Source organism: Bacteroidota bacterium, from assembly GCA_030706565.1.
GTDB lineage: Bacteria > Bacteroidota > Bacteroidia > Bacteroidales > JAUZOH01 > JAUZOH01.
This window is the reverse complement of record JAUZOH010000052.1, coordinates 1-15,468: the sequence shown is the minus strand read 5'-3', so window position 1 is coordinate 15,468 and position 15,468 is coordinate 1. Positions and strand designations below refer to the sequence as shown.

Here is a 15,468-nt window from a genome sequence, read left to right as displayed (position 1 = left end):
TGGACACCCTTGAATTATGGAAGTTCGGTGATTATAAGCACTATACCTCCCTTGAATTGTTAACAAACTTATTCGGTATCCCTTCCCCTAAAGATGATATTGACGGGAGCCAGGTGGCTGATGTTTATTATAAGGAAAAAGATATAGGCAGGATTGCGGCCTATTGCGAAAAGGATGTAGTGGCTCTCACTCAGCTTTTCCTTAGGTACAAAGGAGAATCATTGATAGAGGATGAAAATATCCAATCGGTTTCGAATTTCTCCATGGAACAATATTCCTAATTACTGGTTTTTTAGGAAAGTCAGAACGTAATTCAAAAATTCCTTAGGCTTTTCGGCATGAACCCAGTGGCTGGCTCCAGGGATAATTTCTATTTCTGCTGAAGGAAAAACTTTTTTGATCAGGGGAAGATCTGCTTCCCCTATATAACTTGAATTTCCTCCTTTGATAAACATTACCGGCGACTGGTTAAATCCTTTTTCCAGGATATCTTCTTTTATTCCGCCCAGGATGTTGGGCAGGTTTTGGGCCAGTGCATCCAGGTTTATTGACCAGTAAAATCCTCTTTCTTTCTTGTATTTTAAATTTTTCAGCAGGAAGTTAACCACCCGTTCTTCCTTGATGGTCTGCGATAAAATTTCTGCAGCTTCATGGCGGGCTTTGATTTTTTCCGGTTGAATGGAAAGCAATGCATTTAAGACATTCAGATGAAAAATGCTGTTTTCTGAAAAGCGGTTTAAAGACTGATAAGAACGGGGGGCAATGTCAACAACGGTCAGGGAAGCTGTTCTTTCGGGATGCATAATTGCAAAATACATGGCTGTTTTGCCTCCCATGGAATGTCCGATAAGATTGACCTTGTCCAGTTTCTTGCTGTCCATGAATTCAAGCAGGTCGTCCTGCATGGCATTGTATGTGTGAATCTTGCTGTGAGGCGACTTCCCGTGGTTCCTCTGGTCCAACAGATAGACATGATAATTTTCGGCCATGATTTTACCCAGGCTAAGCCAGTTGTCCGATGAGCCATATAAACCGTGAAGAATGATAACCGGCAGCCCTTCTCCAAATTCCCTGAAAAATAAATTCATCTGTATGCCGGACTATTTGAGTAAACGCAAGTACATCTGAATGGTATTCTCCAGTCCGAAGTACAAAGCATCTGAAATAAGCGCGTGTCCAATGGATACTTCCAGCAGTCCTTCGATGTGTTCTTTGAAATATTTTAAGTTGTCGAGATTCAAATCATGTCCCGCATTTATCCCGAGGCCTAATTCTTGGGCAACTTTCGCGGCTTTAGCGAAGGGTTCAATGGCTTTTTCAGGAGAGGTGGAATATTGGCTGGCATAAGGCTCCGTATAAAATTCTATACGGTCGGTTCCGGTTTCTTTGGCTCCTTCAACCTGCTTTATGTCTGCATCAATAAAAATTGAGGAACGGATTCCTTTCTCTTTCAATTCTTTTACGATATCGGTCAGAAAAGCCTTGTTCTTTATGGTATCCCAGCCTGCATTGGAAGTAATGGCGTCATGGGCATCGGGGACCAGGGTAACCTGACCGGGAACAACTTCGAACACCAAATCCATGAATTTTTGTATAGGGTTGCCTTCAATATTTAATTCTGTAGTTAATATTGGTTTCAGATCTCTTACATCCTGGTAACGGATATGCCTTTCGTCTGGCCGGGGATGTACTGTGATTCCTTCTCCTCCAAAACGTTCACAGTTCACGGCTGCTTTAAGAACGTCAGGTACATTGCCACCTCTGGAGTTGCGCAAGGTGGCAATTTTGTTAATGTTTACACTTAAGCGTGTCATTTTGCAGATATATAATTGTTATCAAATATGTTCAGAAGTTTTTGCAAAATTAGGGTAATAAAAAAGAAAAATAGAAGGAGAAGTAAAAAATACTTACCTTTATTATAATATTTGCTATTTTTGAAAGTAAACAAATTTTAAAGTTCATTGTTTAACAGATATCCCTGTTTTTTTCTTAATCATGTTGGCAAAAGAGTTGATATCAGATATTATTCCGTCCTTACGTACTTCAGATACAGGAATGAAAGCCTTGTTCTGGATGGATGTATTTCGTGTTTCCCATTTGCCTATAGTCAACGAAAAAGTTTTTCTGGGACTTATTTCCGATGCGGATATTTATGATTTGAATATGTTCGAAGAACCTATAGGAAATCATAACCTTTCGCTTTTTTCTCCCTTTGTTGAATATGACCAGCACATCTATGATGTGATTGAACTGGTTGCTAAATTAAAACTTTCGTTGGTTCCGGTTTTGGACAAGAGGAAAAACTATATGGGCGTGATTACCCTGAGCGATCTGGTGCAACACTTTGCCAATGTCGCTTCCCTGAAAGATCCCGGAGGTCTTCTGGTACTCGACCTGAATGTGAATGACTATTCTCTCACAGAAATTGCCCAGATTGTTGAAGGCAATGATGCCAAAATTTTAGGCCTTTATATTACGTCGCCCCAGAATTCGACTAGACTGGAACTTACATTAAAAATCAACAAAGCAGACTTGTCGCCTATAATTCAAACATTCAACCGTTATAATTATGTAATTAAAGCTTCGTTTATGGACGAAGACAAACTGGATGCGCTTTATGACAAGCGTTACGAGGAATTTATAAAATATCTCAACATCTAAATCCGGCAAGTTTAACAATCAAATTGAAGAAATTCCCGGAAGAATGAGAACGAAATTTTTTTTCTTCGTATAATTAGCCAAATTATTCAGAGCAGATGAAGATAGCAATCTATGGAAAGACATTTAGTGAAGATTTCTGTCCGGGAAGTCTTGAATTATTTTCTAAATTAAGACAATATAACGCTCACATAACCATATACAGCCCTTTTAAAGATTTTTTGCGTCACGAAAGGGGAATTGATACCTCTTTCGATGATGAATTTTATACTTATGAAGATTTAGGCCAGGATATAAATTTTCTGATAAGTATAGGAGGTGACGGGACTTTTCTGGAAGCGGTCACAATGGTCAGGGGAAGCGGTATTCCCATTATTGGCATCAATTCGGGCCGGCTCGGATTTTTGGCTAATATCGCTAAAGGAGAAATTTCGCAGGCTATTGATGCCATTATGAAAAATCAATATACCCTGGAACAAAGGACGTTGATAGAATTGAAATCCAAAAATAATTATTTCGGCGATTTCAGGTATGCCCTGAATGAATTTGCAGTCCAGAAACATGGCTCCTCAATGATCACTATACATACAAGCATAAATAAAGAATTTTTAAATACTTATTTTACGGATGGATTGATTATTTCTACTCCTACCGGTTCAACTGCATATTCATTGAGTGTAGGCGGGCCGATTGTTTCTCCCAGTTCCCGGAATTTTATCATTTCCCCTATTGCCAGCCACAATCTTAATGTACGGCCAATCGTGGTGCCCGATTATTGTGAAGTGACCTTGCAGGTGGATGGCCGGGATTGTAATTATATGATTACGCTTGATTCACGGGTGGTTAAATTGAAGGTTCCTTGTGAATTCATTATCAGGCGGGCTGATTTTACTTTGAAAATGTTGAAACTTTCGAATAATAACTTTTTTAATACCTTAAGAAATAAATTAATGTGGGGAATGGATAAAAGATATTGAGTATTTATTTTTCAGGACAGTAAATTTTTAAGGCATTATTTTTAATTAATTATAGATTATCTTTAAAATTGATAATAAATAGTTTCTGGATTTGCGTTTTTTATAAAATTCTTGTAGGTTTGTCTAGTCAATAGCTAAAAAAATTAATGAAAAAACATTTTTATAAAACTATCGTTCTGATATTAATGTTGGTGCATCCCTTATTCCTGTTTGGACAACAGTGGATGTCAATGCGTTTTGAGGTTTTTGGCGGCGTTGGAACTTCTAATTATTATGGCGATATAGGCGGAGGAACTAGTGGAAATAGCTTGTCATTAGGAGATACACATCCCTCTTTTACCCTGGGAGCAAGATATATGATTCTTGAAAAAGTGGCGCTTAAAACTAGTTTTATTTATGGGTCAGTGATAGGAAGCGATGAGGGATCAAAAAATGCAGACAGAAATTATAGTTTCTCTACATCCCTTTTCGAACCTTCAATTCAGGGAGAATATTATTTTTTATCTCAGGAAAAGAGAAGAGGACATTCCATTTATAACCGGCATGGATTGATCAGTAATTTTATCGGATTTGAAGCTTATGGGTTCGCCGGTTTGGGAACTGCCTTTTTTAAGGTTACTCCTAAGGGCGATTTGAAAAATGTATTTGTGGATAATTTTGGTCATACTGCTTTCGTTTTGCCAATTGGAATAGGATGTAAAGTAACCTTAAGCAACAGAAGTTCTATAGGTTTGGAATTGGGAAGGAGAATCCTGTCTTCAGATTATATTGACGGCTATACTTCACAATTTTCAAAGCACAATGATGTATATTATTTCGGCTCTATCTCTTATGTTTATCGCATAAAAACTTCTCGTACTACCGGTTGGCCAATTTTTTTCTAACCATATAATTTTATGGGCCCTTATTCCAGGTTGTTGTTCCTACTTTTTTTTGTAGTCATTCCCGGTATGGCCAGCGCCCAGAGGGATGCCGAAGTGGGCGTTTTTGCCGGTATGTCTTATTATAAGGGAGATATAAATCCTTCGCATGAATTTTATTCCCCTTTGCCGTCGGCTGGTTTATTATACAGATATAATTTTAATCCAAGGTATGCTATACGGGTTGGAGCTATTTACGGGCAATTACATGCAAGTGACCAGGATTTTAATAATCTTTTTCAACAGAAACGCAATCAGAGTTTTAAGGCTTCATTGATTGATTTGTCGGTCATGCCTGAATTTAATTTTTTGCCCCTTAAAAAGAAACGGCAGAAAATCTCTTACACAACCTATGTGACTGCCGGTATTGCTGTTGATTATCCATTGTCTTCAACATACCCGTTGTCAAACTATTATACTTTTCCTTTTGGCGTCGGAGGAAAATTTCTGATTACAGAAAATGTTACGTTGGGATTGGAATGGACTTTTCGAAAAACTTTTGATGATCATATTGACGGAATTCAAAATTCTCAGGATGCTTCAAAAACACAATCTTTTATACACCATAACGACTGGTATTCTTTCTTCGGAGTTTCTTTTACCTATAAATTTTTTAATGGCATAAGACAATGTCCTGCCTATGGCAATGCTAAATCTATATCTGGTTTATAAGTTTTATCCCACCTTTTCTTGAATAAATATTTTTATGTTGGCCTTATGGATTGCGATAATTTATTCTTTTTATATAAATTCGTAGCAAAATTTTAAGTATTTTTTTTAATTGATTACTTTTGCTTTTTAATTGTCACGTTGCAGGTGGCGGATATTCATTTTATTATTTCTAAAATGAAATATGATTGGGCGACAGGACAATTTGGCAACAGTGTTTTCGTTATTCTTTTTAACCGGGTATTAGAAGGTTTTGGCAATGGAACTAAAAGATAAAATAGATAAAAACAAACTTCCTCAGCATGTAGCCATCATCATGGATGGTAACGGGCGTTGGGCAAAACAGAAGGGAAACCAGAGAGTTTTTGGCCATAAAAACGCTGTGGCTGCCGTGAGGGACACTGTTGAAGGAGCTGCAGAATTGGGAATCAAGTTCCTTACTCTCTATACTTTTTCTACTGAGAATTGGAGAAGGCCAAAATACGAGGTGGATGCGCTGATGTCGCTTCTGGTATCCACTTTAAATTCTGAGACCAAAACATTATTGAAAAATAATGTTAGACTTCTGGCAATTGGCGATATTGATATTTTACCCAATGATGTGAAGGTTAATTTAAGGGAAACCATAAAAAATACAGCACAGAATACAGGACTTTCACTTATTCTGGCACTTAGTTATAGTTCAAGGTGGGAAATAATTAATGCGGTAAAATGTCTGGCCCGGGACGTTGAAGAGCATAAATTATCTGCTGGCGGAATAACTGAAGATGTTTTTAACAATTATCTTGCTACAGCCAATATTCCTGATCCGGAATTACTTATCCGTACCAGCGGCGAATATCGCTTAAGTAATTTTTTACTCTATCAGCTTGCTTATACTGAACTATTTTTTACAGAAACTCTTTGGCCTGATTTTAGAAAAGGCGACTTATATGAAGCTATTTTAAATTATCAAAACAGAGAAAGGCGGTTTGGAAAAACCAGCGAACAATTAAACGCTAACAATTAATCAAATCTCGAACTAATGTCAAAGATAAAGAAAGCAGCCCTTTTTATTATTTGTATATTCAGCATTCCGTACAATATATTTTCTCAAACAGCCTTTAGTCTTCCTGATTCTATTATGGATTATTCATCTCCTAAAGAATATGAAATTGCAGACATCACGATTTCTGGCGTGAAATTTCTGGATAATAATATTCTTATTAACCTCTCGGGATTAAGAAAGGGACAAAAAATTAGTGTGCCGGGTGATGCAATTACCAAGACTATTCAGAAATACTGGAATCAGGGATTATTTTCTGATGTTAAAATCAGAGCTACTAAAATTGTGGGAAATAAGATTTATCTGGACATTTACCTGAAAGAACGTCCCAGGTTAGGCAGGCTGGAAGTTACAGGGATCAAGAAATCAGACAAGGACGATTTGATTGATAAGCTTAAATTAAAAACCGGAACACAGGTAACCGACAATCTTCTTAATAATACTGTCCTTGCCATAAAAAGGCATTTTACCGAGAAGGGATTTTTTAATGTTAAAACCACGATTACCCAACAGATGGATACTCTCTCCCAAAACCGGGTTGATCTGAATATCCATGTGGATAAAAACAGCAAAGTAAAAATCCAGGAAATTGTATTCTTCGGGAACCAGGCTTTTTCTACCAAAAAATTAAGACATAAAATGAAGAAAACCAAGCAGAAAACCTGGAATTTCTTTGTGGGCTCGAAATTGGTAGAAAAGTTATATAAGGAAGATAAAGAAAAGCTGATCAAGTTTTACAATGAGAATGGGTACCGCGATGCCAGAATCCTCAATGATTCCATTGCTGTGGTGAGCGGAAACAGAATAAAACTTTTTATCTGGTTGGAAGAAGGCCGGAAGTATTACTTCAGAAAAATCACCTGGGTGGGTAACACCAAGTATCCGGCAGAAGTATTAAACCAGGTACTGGGAATAAAAAAAGGGGATGTATTTGATCAGAGCTTGTTGGATAAGCGTTTACAGCAGGATGAAGATGCTGTCAGCTCTTTGTACCTGGATAATGGTTACCTCTTTTTTACAGTAACCCCTTTTGAATCAAAAATCGACAATGATTCAATTGACCTGGAGATGCGAATTCATGAAGGAAAACCTGCTACCATCAACAAGATTATTATCTCCGGAAATACTAAAACAAACGAACATGTTGTAAGACGGGAATTAAGGACTAAGCCCGGACAATTGTTTAGTAAATCTGATATTATGCGTTCAGTCCGTGAGTTGGCCACCCTTGGACATTTCGATCCTGAAAAAATCGAACCGGTACCTGTCCCTAATCCATCGGATGGTACGGTAGACCTGGAATATAAACTGGTTGAAAAAGCCAACGATCAGCTGGAAATCTCTGGGGGCTGGGGTGCTAATATGTTCGTTGGAACGGTGGGAATCAGGTTTAGTAATTTCTCGGCTCGCGAAATGTTTAATCCCAAAGCCTGGCGGCCAATCCCCTCTGGCGATGGCCAGTCCTTAAGTGTAAGAGCACAAACCAATGGCAGTTATTATCAATCTTACAGTTTGAGCTTTTCTGAACCCTGGTTTGGCGGGAAAAAGCCTAATTCATTCTCCTTCTCCATGTTTTATAGCAAGCAAAGTGGTTATTACAGCTATTATCAAAAATCTGCAGGCAGATATCTGATTGTTTCCGGTGCTTCTGTAGGATTGGGAAAGAGGTTGACTGTTCCGGACGATTATTTTACCTTATCCAATGAAGTTGATTTCCAACAATATCATCTGAAAGATTGGACAGATTCCTATAAAAATCCTATTTTCCTTTTTGCTAATGGACGGTCCAATTCATTAACTTTTAAAACAACTTTCGGGCGAAATTCGGTAGATCAGCCTATTTATCCTCGTAGAGGCTCTCAGTTCTCTATCACACTCGAATTAACTCCACCTATTTCTTTATTCAAACGGGATAACTGGTGGATATTGCCGGATAATCAAAAAGCAGGCCTGTCAGAAACAGAAATTGCCAACGAGGAGGAGAAGGAACATTATAAGTGGATTGAATATCATAAATGGACTTATAAGGGAACATATTACCTGAATATTTTCGACAAACTGGTGGTTAGTGCAAACAGTCAGTTCGGATATCTGGGACGATATAACCGGAAATGGGGTTATTCACCATTTGAAAAATTTGAATTGGGTGGTGACGGTATGACCGGATATACCCTTTATGGAGTTGAAACCATCGGTTTGAGAGGGTATACCAATGGCTCCCTTACTCCCCAGTTAAATGGCCGAAACGAAGGGAATATTTATGACAAATTCACCTTTGAGCTCAGGTATCCATTTTCATTGAGTCCTACAGCAACTATTTATGGGCTCACCTTCCTTGAGGGAGGTAATGCATGGACAGGTTTCGGACAATTTAATCCCTTTATTATTAAACGTTCTGCTGGTGTCGGTATTAGGGCATTCTTGCCAATGTTTGGTATGTTGGGTATAGATTGGGGATATGGATTTGATAATGCTTATACGGCAGGTTCTAACCATGGACAATTCCACTTTACAATGGGACAACAATTTTAATGATCAAAATATCATTGTTTAGCTATATTTTGTAGAAGTATACAGGTAAAGAATTGAATAATTTGTTTTAACCTTTAAAAATTATAACGATGAGAAAATTTTTGTTGGGTGCAGTACTGCTGCTTTTTACTGTCTGTTCGGCTTTCTCTCAGAAATTCGCTTATGTCGACAGTGAATATATCCTGAATAATATTCCTGCATACAAATCCGCTCAGGATCAATTGGATAAGCAGTCTTCCGAATGGCAGAAAGAAATTGAAAATAAATATGCCGAAATAGATAAGATTTATAAGGATTATCAGGCTCAAAGTGTCCTGCTTTCTGATGATATGAAAAAGAAGCGTGAAAATGAAATTGTAGCAAAAGAAAAAGCAGTCAAGGAACTTCAAAAAAAATATTTCGGGCAGGATGGCGATTTGTTTAAAAAACGCCAGGAATTGGTAAAGCCTATTCAGGACGAAGTTTACGCTAAGGTGAAAGAAATTGCTACTGAAGGTAATTATGCAATTATATTTGATACAGCAAGCGGTGCCAGTATGTTATATACGGATCCACGATATGATAAAAGTGATGAAGTGCTTCAAAAGTTAGGATATAAAAATTAATTCTCTATTTTTGTAAAAAAAAATAAAAAACAAATCATGAAGAAACTTATAATTTTTAGTGCGATTGCCTTATTTCTTGTAAATGCAGGATCTTTTGCTCAGACAACCACATACAAATTAGGACATATTAATGTTCAGGAAGTTTTGGCATCTATGCCTGAAAGCGACAGTGCTCAAGCAAAATTACAGCGTGAATCAAAAGCTTTGGAAGATCAGCTTCAGGCCATGCAGACTGAACTGAATAGTAAATATCAGCGTTATTTGACCAGCCGTGATTCTCTGACTGAATTGATTAAACAAACCAAGGAAGCTGAAATTCAGGATTTGCAGGACAGAATCCAGAAATTCCAAACTAATGCCCAGCAGACATTGCAGAAACGCCGTGCAGAACTTTTACAACCTATTTATGAAAGGGCCGAAAATGCCATTAAAGAGGTGTCAAAGGAAAATAATTTTACCTATGTTTTTGATTTGAGTGTGGGTGCTGTTGTTTATTATGCTGAAAACAGTGAGGATATTTCTCCTTTAGTAAAGAAAAAATTGGGAATAACCAATGTTAAACCCAAACCTGCTGAAGCCGCTCCTGTAAAACCGGCTGCTGCTCCTGAAAAGGCAACAACTCCTGCAAAAAAGGGTAAAAGAAAATAATTGCACAAATAAATTAATAACTTTTAAAGCATTAAAGCCATCCTCTTGGGGATGGCTTTTCTTTTGTGCGTTTGAATAAAGATTTAGTAATTTTGTGCCATTAAAAAAACGAACAAATGGATGTAAACAATCCCATTGGCATTTTTGATTCCGGAATAGGCGGGGTATCTGTCTGGCAGGAAATAGTACGCCAGTTGCCGGGCGAGTCAACGGTTTATTTCGCAGACAGTGCAAATTGCCCTTATGGATCAAGGCCTCAACATGAAATTATTTCTCTTTCTGAAAAAAATACAGAATTCCTTTTATCTAAGAATTGTAAAATTATTGTAGTGGCTTGTAATACTGCTACTGCTGGTGCTATTGAATTTTTACGGTCAAAATATCCTTTTATTCCTTTTATCGGGATGGAACCTGCTGTAAAACCTGCTGTTTCTCATTCAAAAACAAACAATATTGGTGTCCTGGCTACAGAGGCTACTTTAAACGGTAAGCTTTTTAAGGAAACCAGTCAAAAATATGCCGGTGATGTACAGATTCACATGAAAGCCGGAAAGGGACTGGTTGAATTGGTCGAAAGTGGACAGGCTGATTCAGATGAGGCAGAAAGCCTGCTCAGGCAATACATCGAACCTATGATGGATCATCATATCGATCAATTAGTGCTCGGCTGTACCCATTATCCTTTTCTTAGTAAACGTATTCAGAAGATTACGGGCGATAACGTAACTATCATCAATCCTGCCTGTGCGGTGGCAAAACATGTCAAAGAAGTATTGGCTCAATCTTCCTTACTTATAAATTCGCTTCAGCCTCTATATCATGATTTTTATACCAATGGAAATCCACTGATCTTGAAAAATCTATTGAAAAACCTTTCTTTACCTTTGGAAGTCAGGGTGGAAAAAATCAGCTGACTCCCTGGTTCATGAACATTGGGTTTTTCGAATTTAAAAGTTTCGGGGAGTAAAAGATGCCGGCAGTGGCATATTATACACAGAATTCCTTAAAAAGGCGGAAAAATCTTTTGGGTTGGGATACTTTGCCTGTTCTTCAACGGAAATAATCTCACCTATCCCAATGCGGGGATTTTGACTTTTTTTGTTTAAAACTTCACAGGGCATTCTCAATAAACGTATCCTCCAATTTATTAATCCCAGGAAGTAGAAGAAAGGAGAATTCTTATCAAAAAAACGAACAGGAACTATGGGAACTTTAATCTGGTGAATTAAGCGGATAATCCCTTGCTGCCATGGACGGTCGATAACTTTGAATTCTTTTAAACTGAAATTGGAAACAGCACCTGAAGGAAAGAAACCAACAGGATGCCCGTTTTTCAAACAGGTAATGGTCTCCCGGATTCCATTGATATTTGCTGTTACTCCCGGTTTCTGTGTCGTAAAGGGTGTTACCGAAATGAAATTATCATCCATGGTTTTAACCAGGGTTAATATTTTATTTACCATAACCTTAAAATCAGCCCGGATACTTGCCATGAGATCGATCAGCATTATCCCGTCTATTCCGCCATAAGGGTGGTTACAAACTGTAATAAATGCTCCCTGGGGCAATTGTTTGAGCCTTTCGGCATTGCCAATACGATAATGTATTCCTAATTCATTCAGTAATTTTGATACAAAATCTGCACCCTGATAATCGCAACAGCGCTCATATATTTCGTTTATCTTATCTAATGCCAGAACCTGCATGCATATTTTACTGAACCAATGTCCTATTTCCCCTCTGAAAACAGGAGAAACCGATTCAAGTGTTTTAATATCTACAACCTGCTTTTTCATTGTTTCAAGATCCTTAAAATAAGGATATATTATTCTTGTTTTTCTCTCAATTTCGAATTGTTCTCTACGGTATCCCTGTTTTGAGCAAGTTTTAACAACTCAATGATGCTGATGATATTGACTATCAATAATATTATACAAGCAACTGCAGCAGTATAAACAATGGACCCTTTAACCAGAATCTCAAAAATTAATATCAAAGATATGAAAATCCTGGCTTCAGTAGGCCCTAAAATACCTGTATCTATTGAATATTTATCAGTTACCTTATATTGAAGGAGTGCCGTGATTATTGCCTGAAAATAAAGAATGACAAATCCAACTCCGAACCATTTTTCATAATAATCAGCATAAATAATATATCCTGTTCCAATCATCATTATTGTGATACTATCTATTGTAATATCCAAAGAAAATCCATACCATTTATGGGGTTTGTTCCGGTAATATGCAAGCCGCCCATCCAGCGAATCACCCAGCCAGTTTATCGCGAATCCCAATATACCTATGAGCAGCCAGAATCGGTTAATATATGCAGCCAGAATAAATCCGGACATGGTAATTATGCTCCCTGTTAACCCTAAAAATGTAAGCATATCTGAACTTACCCATGAAGGTACTTTTCTCACCAGAAAAGAAAGTGCTTTTTGTTCGGGATTTTTCAGAATGTTGGTCCTGTGCCTGCCTTTTGAAATAAGCGATAAGGTTTCTATAACTTCTTTTGACAATCCATTTTCCATTTTAATCTTTTTCAAAGCAAGATACTAAATTAATAAAATTTGCAGATTGAATGTCTCAAGAAAATATGTTATAATTTTATTTGAGGAATGTGGTTGATTCCCCTGAATACAGGTATATCAATAAAATAGATTTTTCCCTTAGCTAATTTTATGTCTGTTCCATTACAGAAAATGTGATTATAGTGAAAATAATTTCTGGTTTTTGATAAAAACTCAAATGAATCATACTGCAAGAAATATGCAGTATGGTTTATGCTTTTTCTGATTTTAATAGTTCATCAATTTATAACTATATGGTTTCTTAACCTTTTTACCCCGTTTTTGAACGGATAGTGCTTCTAAAAATTTATTATTTTTGCAAGTTTAGAAAACAGAATTTTAAAAAGTTATATAATTTGATATTTGATCCGAATCACATTGATTTGCCCATCACAGAAATTATTCCGGCAGTTCAATATAACCTTCGTCACAAAAATACTCTGATAGTTAATGCTCCTGCAGGAGCAGGAAAGAGTACTGTTTTGCCTTTGGCTTTGCTTGATGAACCCTGGCTTGACGGGAAGAAGATATTGATGCTTGAGCCTCGGCGCCTGGCAGCAAGTACCATTGCTGGACGTATGTCCTCTCTTATTGGCGAGAAAGCCGGGCAGACTGTCGGATACCGTATCCGTTTCGAAAGCCGGGTTAGTCCATCTACACGGATTGAAATACTTACTGAAGGTATTCTGACCCGCATGCTGCTCAGTGACAATGCGCTTGAAGGTGTCGGATTGGTTATTTTTGATGAATTCCATGAACGAAGCATATTCGCAGACGAGGCTTTGGCTTTATGCCGGGAGGCGCAAACTGTTCTCCGGCCTGATTTGCACATTATGATCATGTCGGCCACCCTGGATATGCCTCAGTTACAGGATATACTAAAAGCTCCGGTCGCCGAATCCAAAGGCAGGCAATATCCGGTGGAAATCATCTACAGCGATTTCCAGGCACAGGATCTGATGATGCTTCCCGAAGTGGTTTGCAGGGCTGTTGTTAAGGCAGTCGGCGAACGGGAAGGGGATACCCTTGTTTTTCTTCCCGGCGAGGGCGAAATACGGAAGTGTGAAGAACTGCTCAAAAAACGGCTTCCTGATTTTGTTATTCATCCTCTTTACGGGAAATTGCCGCATGCAAAACAAAATTTGGCTATAATCCCTGATAAGGCAGGTAGAAGGAAAATTGTCCTGGCAACTTCCATCGCCGAAACCAGTCTTACCATCCAGGGTATAAAAATTGTAGTGGATTCGGGTTACGGGCGTACCTCACGCTTTGATCCCAGATCGGGATTGTCGCACTTGGAAACCATTCAGATTTCAAAAGATTCGGCCGATCAGCGTGCAGGAAGGGCCGGAAGGCTGGGTCCCGGGACCTGTTACCGCCTCTGGTCAAAAGCTACCCAGGAACGGCTACAGGAACACAGGATTCCTGAAATCCTGGAAGCTGATTTGTCTCCTTTGTTATTGGATATTTCGGAATGGGGAGCCTTGAATATCAATCAGCTTTCCTGGCTTACTCCTCCGCCTAAGGGCCCATTATCAAAGGCTTATGATACCCTGACCCAGCTTGATGCTTTGGAAAACGGGAGAATTACCCCTCAGGGGAAAAAAATAAACCGCCTGCCCTGTCATCCACGTATTGCACACTTGTTGCTGATGGCTAAGGATACGGATATGCTGGGACTGGCAACTGACGTGGCTGCTTTGCTGGAGGAACGAGATCCTCTTTCCAATGACGCGGGCATTGACATCAATATCCGGATTGAAGCCTTGAGACGCCAGCGTTCCCGTAAAAGCCTTCAGAAAAATATGATGCGCATTGAAAAAGTTGCATCTTCTTACCGCAAAATGTTTAAAATTGAGGAAGATAACGGGGCTGTTGATCCTTATGAAACCGGGGTGCTGCTGGTATATGCCTATCCGGAACGGATTGCCTGCTCACGGCCGGGAAATAATGCACAGTTTCAGCTTTCAAATGGGACTTATGCCATGTTCAGTTATAAGGATGATTTGGCACAGGAATCCTGGTTGGCCGTGGCAGATGTGGACGCCCGTGAAGGCCTGGGGAAAATCTTCCTGGCTTCGCCGCTGAATCCCCAGGACTTGCTGCCCCTGGTTAAGGAACAGGAGGTGGTTACCTGGGATACCCGCAAGGGTGGCTTAATAGCCACAAAGGATCTGCGCATAGGCGGTATTGTGCTACAATCCAAACCTCTGCCTTCGCCTGATCCGGAATATAAGGTGAAAGCCATATCTGAAGCCATTCAAAAAGAAGGGAAAAACCTGCTTAACTTTGATCAGAAAGTAATACAATGGCAAAACCGGATACTGAGCCTGCGCAAATGGCGCCCCCGTGAAGAATGGCCTGATGTGAGCATAACTGCTCTTTTGCTGACCAATATGGAATGGCTGGGCCCATATTTGGAACAGGTTAAATTGCCGGAAGACCTTCATAAAATTGACCTGCTGAAAATTCTTCCCCAACTGCTTAGCTGGGAACAACAAAAGACTCTCGACAGGCTGGCTCCCCAGAGGATAAACGTACCCAGCGGTTCCGAAATTCTTGTCCGCTATTCGGCGAATGGCGACTCTCCGGTGCTTGAGGTCCGGTTGCAGGAGTTATTCGGATTGGCCGATACGCCCAAAATTAACGAAGGCATCACTCCTTTGGTCATTCATTTGTTGTCGCCCGGGTTTAAACTGGTTCAGATCACAACCGATCTTCGGAGTTTCTGGGACAATGCTTATTTTGAAGTTAAAAAGGAACTGAGGATAAAATATCCCAAACATTCCTGGCCTGATGATCCCTGGAATTCCACTCCTGTAAAGGGGGTACCCCGGCG

The 15,468-nt window shown here is 39.0% G+C and carries 15 protein-coding genes; 11 read left to right on the top strand and 4 right to left on the bottom strand.

The window, feature by feature from the left end; translation table 11 throughout:
* On the top strand, nt 1–281 hold a 281-nt coding region (locus Q8907_04645), incomplete at its 5' end, for a 3'-5' exonuclease (GenBank protein ID MDP4273549.1).
* On the opposite strand, the gene Q8907_04640 is transcribed toward Q8907_04645, so the two are convergent.
* A complete protein-coding gene (locus Q8907_04640; GenBank protein MDP4273548.1) occupies nt 282–1,088 on the bottom strand; it encodes an alpha/beta fold hydrolase in 807 nt (268 codons plus the stop codon).
* A gap of 12 nt (nt 1,089–1,100) precedes the next feature.
* Nucleotides 1,101–1,814, bottom strand: coding sequence for a pyridoxine 5'-phosphate synthase (locus Q8907_04635; GenBank protein MDP4273547.1), 714 nt, complete (start codon nt 1,812–1,814; stop codon nt 1,101–1,103).
* A gap of 181 nt (nt 1,815–1,995) precedes the next feature.
* Here Q8907_04635 and Q8907_04630 point away from each other — a divergent pair, with 181 nt between their 5' ends.
* From Q8907_04630 to murI, 9 genes are all read left to right on the top strand, one after another.
* Entirely contained in the window at nt 1,996–2,661 is a 666-nt protein-coding gene (locus Q8907_04630) for a CBS domain-containing protein (protein MDP4273546.1), read from the top strand.
* A 95-nt stretch (nt 2,662–2,756) separates the two neighbouring features.
* On the top strand, nt 2,757–3,635 hold the full coding sequence (locus Q8907_04625; protein ID MDP4273545.1) for an NAD kinase: 879 nt from the start codon (nt 2,757–2,759) through the stop codon (nt 3,633–3,635).
* A gap of 146 nt (nt 3,636–3,781) precedes the next feature.
* Nucleotides 3,782–4,519 carry a DUF6089 family protein gene (locus Q8907_04620; GenBank protein MDP4273544.1) on the top strand — a complete coding sequence of 246 codons (738 nt, stop codon included), beginning with the start codon at nt 3,782–3,784 and terminating at the stop codon, nt 4,517–4,519.
* 12 nt (nt 4,520–4,531) lie between these two features.
* Nucleotides 4,532–5,227 carry a DUF6089 family protein gene (locus Q8907_04615; protein MDP4273543.1) on the top strand — a complete coding sequence of 232 codons (696 nt, stop codon included), beginning with the start codon at nt 4,532–4,534 and terminating at the stop codon, nt 5,225–5,227.
* Between the two features lie 256 nt (nt 5,228–5,483).
* Nucleotides 5,484–6,233: an isoprenyl transferase gene (locus Q8907_04610; protein ID MDP4273542.1), complete on the top strand. Its 750-nt coding sequence runs from the start codon at nt 5,484–5,486 to the stop codon at nt 6,231–6,233.
* Nucleotides 6,234–6,248: 15 nt separating this feature from the next.
* On the top strand, nt 6,249–8,801 hold the full coding sequence (bamA, locus tag Q8907_04605; protein MDP4273541.1) for an outer membrane protein assembly factor BamA: 2,553 nt from the start codon (nt 6,249–6,251) through the stop codon (nt 8,799–8,801).
* Between the two features lie 89 nt (nt 8,802–8,890).
* On the top strand, nt 8,891–9,406 hold the full coding sequence (locus tag Q8907_04600; protein ID MDP4273540.1) for an OmpH family outer membrane protein: 516 nt from the start codon (nt 8,891–8,893) through the stop codon (nt 9,404–9,406).
* Nucleotides 9,407–9,442: 36 nt separating this feature from the next.
* On the top strand, nt 9,443–10,054 hold the full coding sequence (locus tag Q8907_04595) for an OmpH family outer membrane protein (protein MDP4273539.1): 612 nt from the start codon (nt 9,443–9,445) through the stop codon (nt 10,052–10,054).
* A gap of 116 nt (nt 10,055–10,170) precedes the next feature.
* Nucleotides 10,171–10,968, top strand: coding sequence for a glutamate racemase (gene murI, locus Q8907_04590; GenBank protein MDP4273538.1), 798 nt, complete (start codon nt 10,171–10,173; stop codon nt 10,966–10,968).
* A 33-nt stretch (nt 10,969–11,001) separates the two neighbouring features.
* Here the strand turns inward: murI and Q8907_04585 are convergent, their stop codons facing one another.
* Both Q8907_04585 and Q8907_04580 read right to left on the bottom strand, forming a co-directional pair.
* On the bottom strand, nt 11,002–11,850 hold the full coding sequence (locus Q8907_04585) for a 1-acyl-sn-glycerol-3-phosphate acyltransferase (GenBank protein MDP4273537.1): 849 nt from the start codon (nt 11,848–11,850) through the stop codon (nt 11,002–11,004).
* 29 nt (nt 11,851–11,879) lie between these two features.
* Nucleotides 11,880–12,590, bottom strand: a complete 711-nt coding sequence (locus Q8907_04580) for a CDP-alcohol phosphatidyltransferase (protein ID MDP4273536.1) — start codon at nt 12,588–12,590, stop codon at nt 11,880–11,882.
* Nucleotides 12,591–12,985: 395 nt separating this feature from the next.
* On the opposite strand from Q8907_04580, the gene hrpB reads away from it, so the two are divergent.
* Nucleotides 12,986–15,468: ATP-dependent helicase HrpB (hrpB, locus tag Q8907_04575; GenBank protein MDP4273535.1), on the top strand; the 2,483-nt coding region annotated here is incomplete at its 3' end.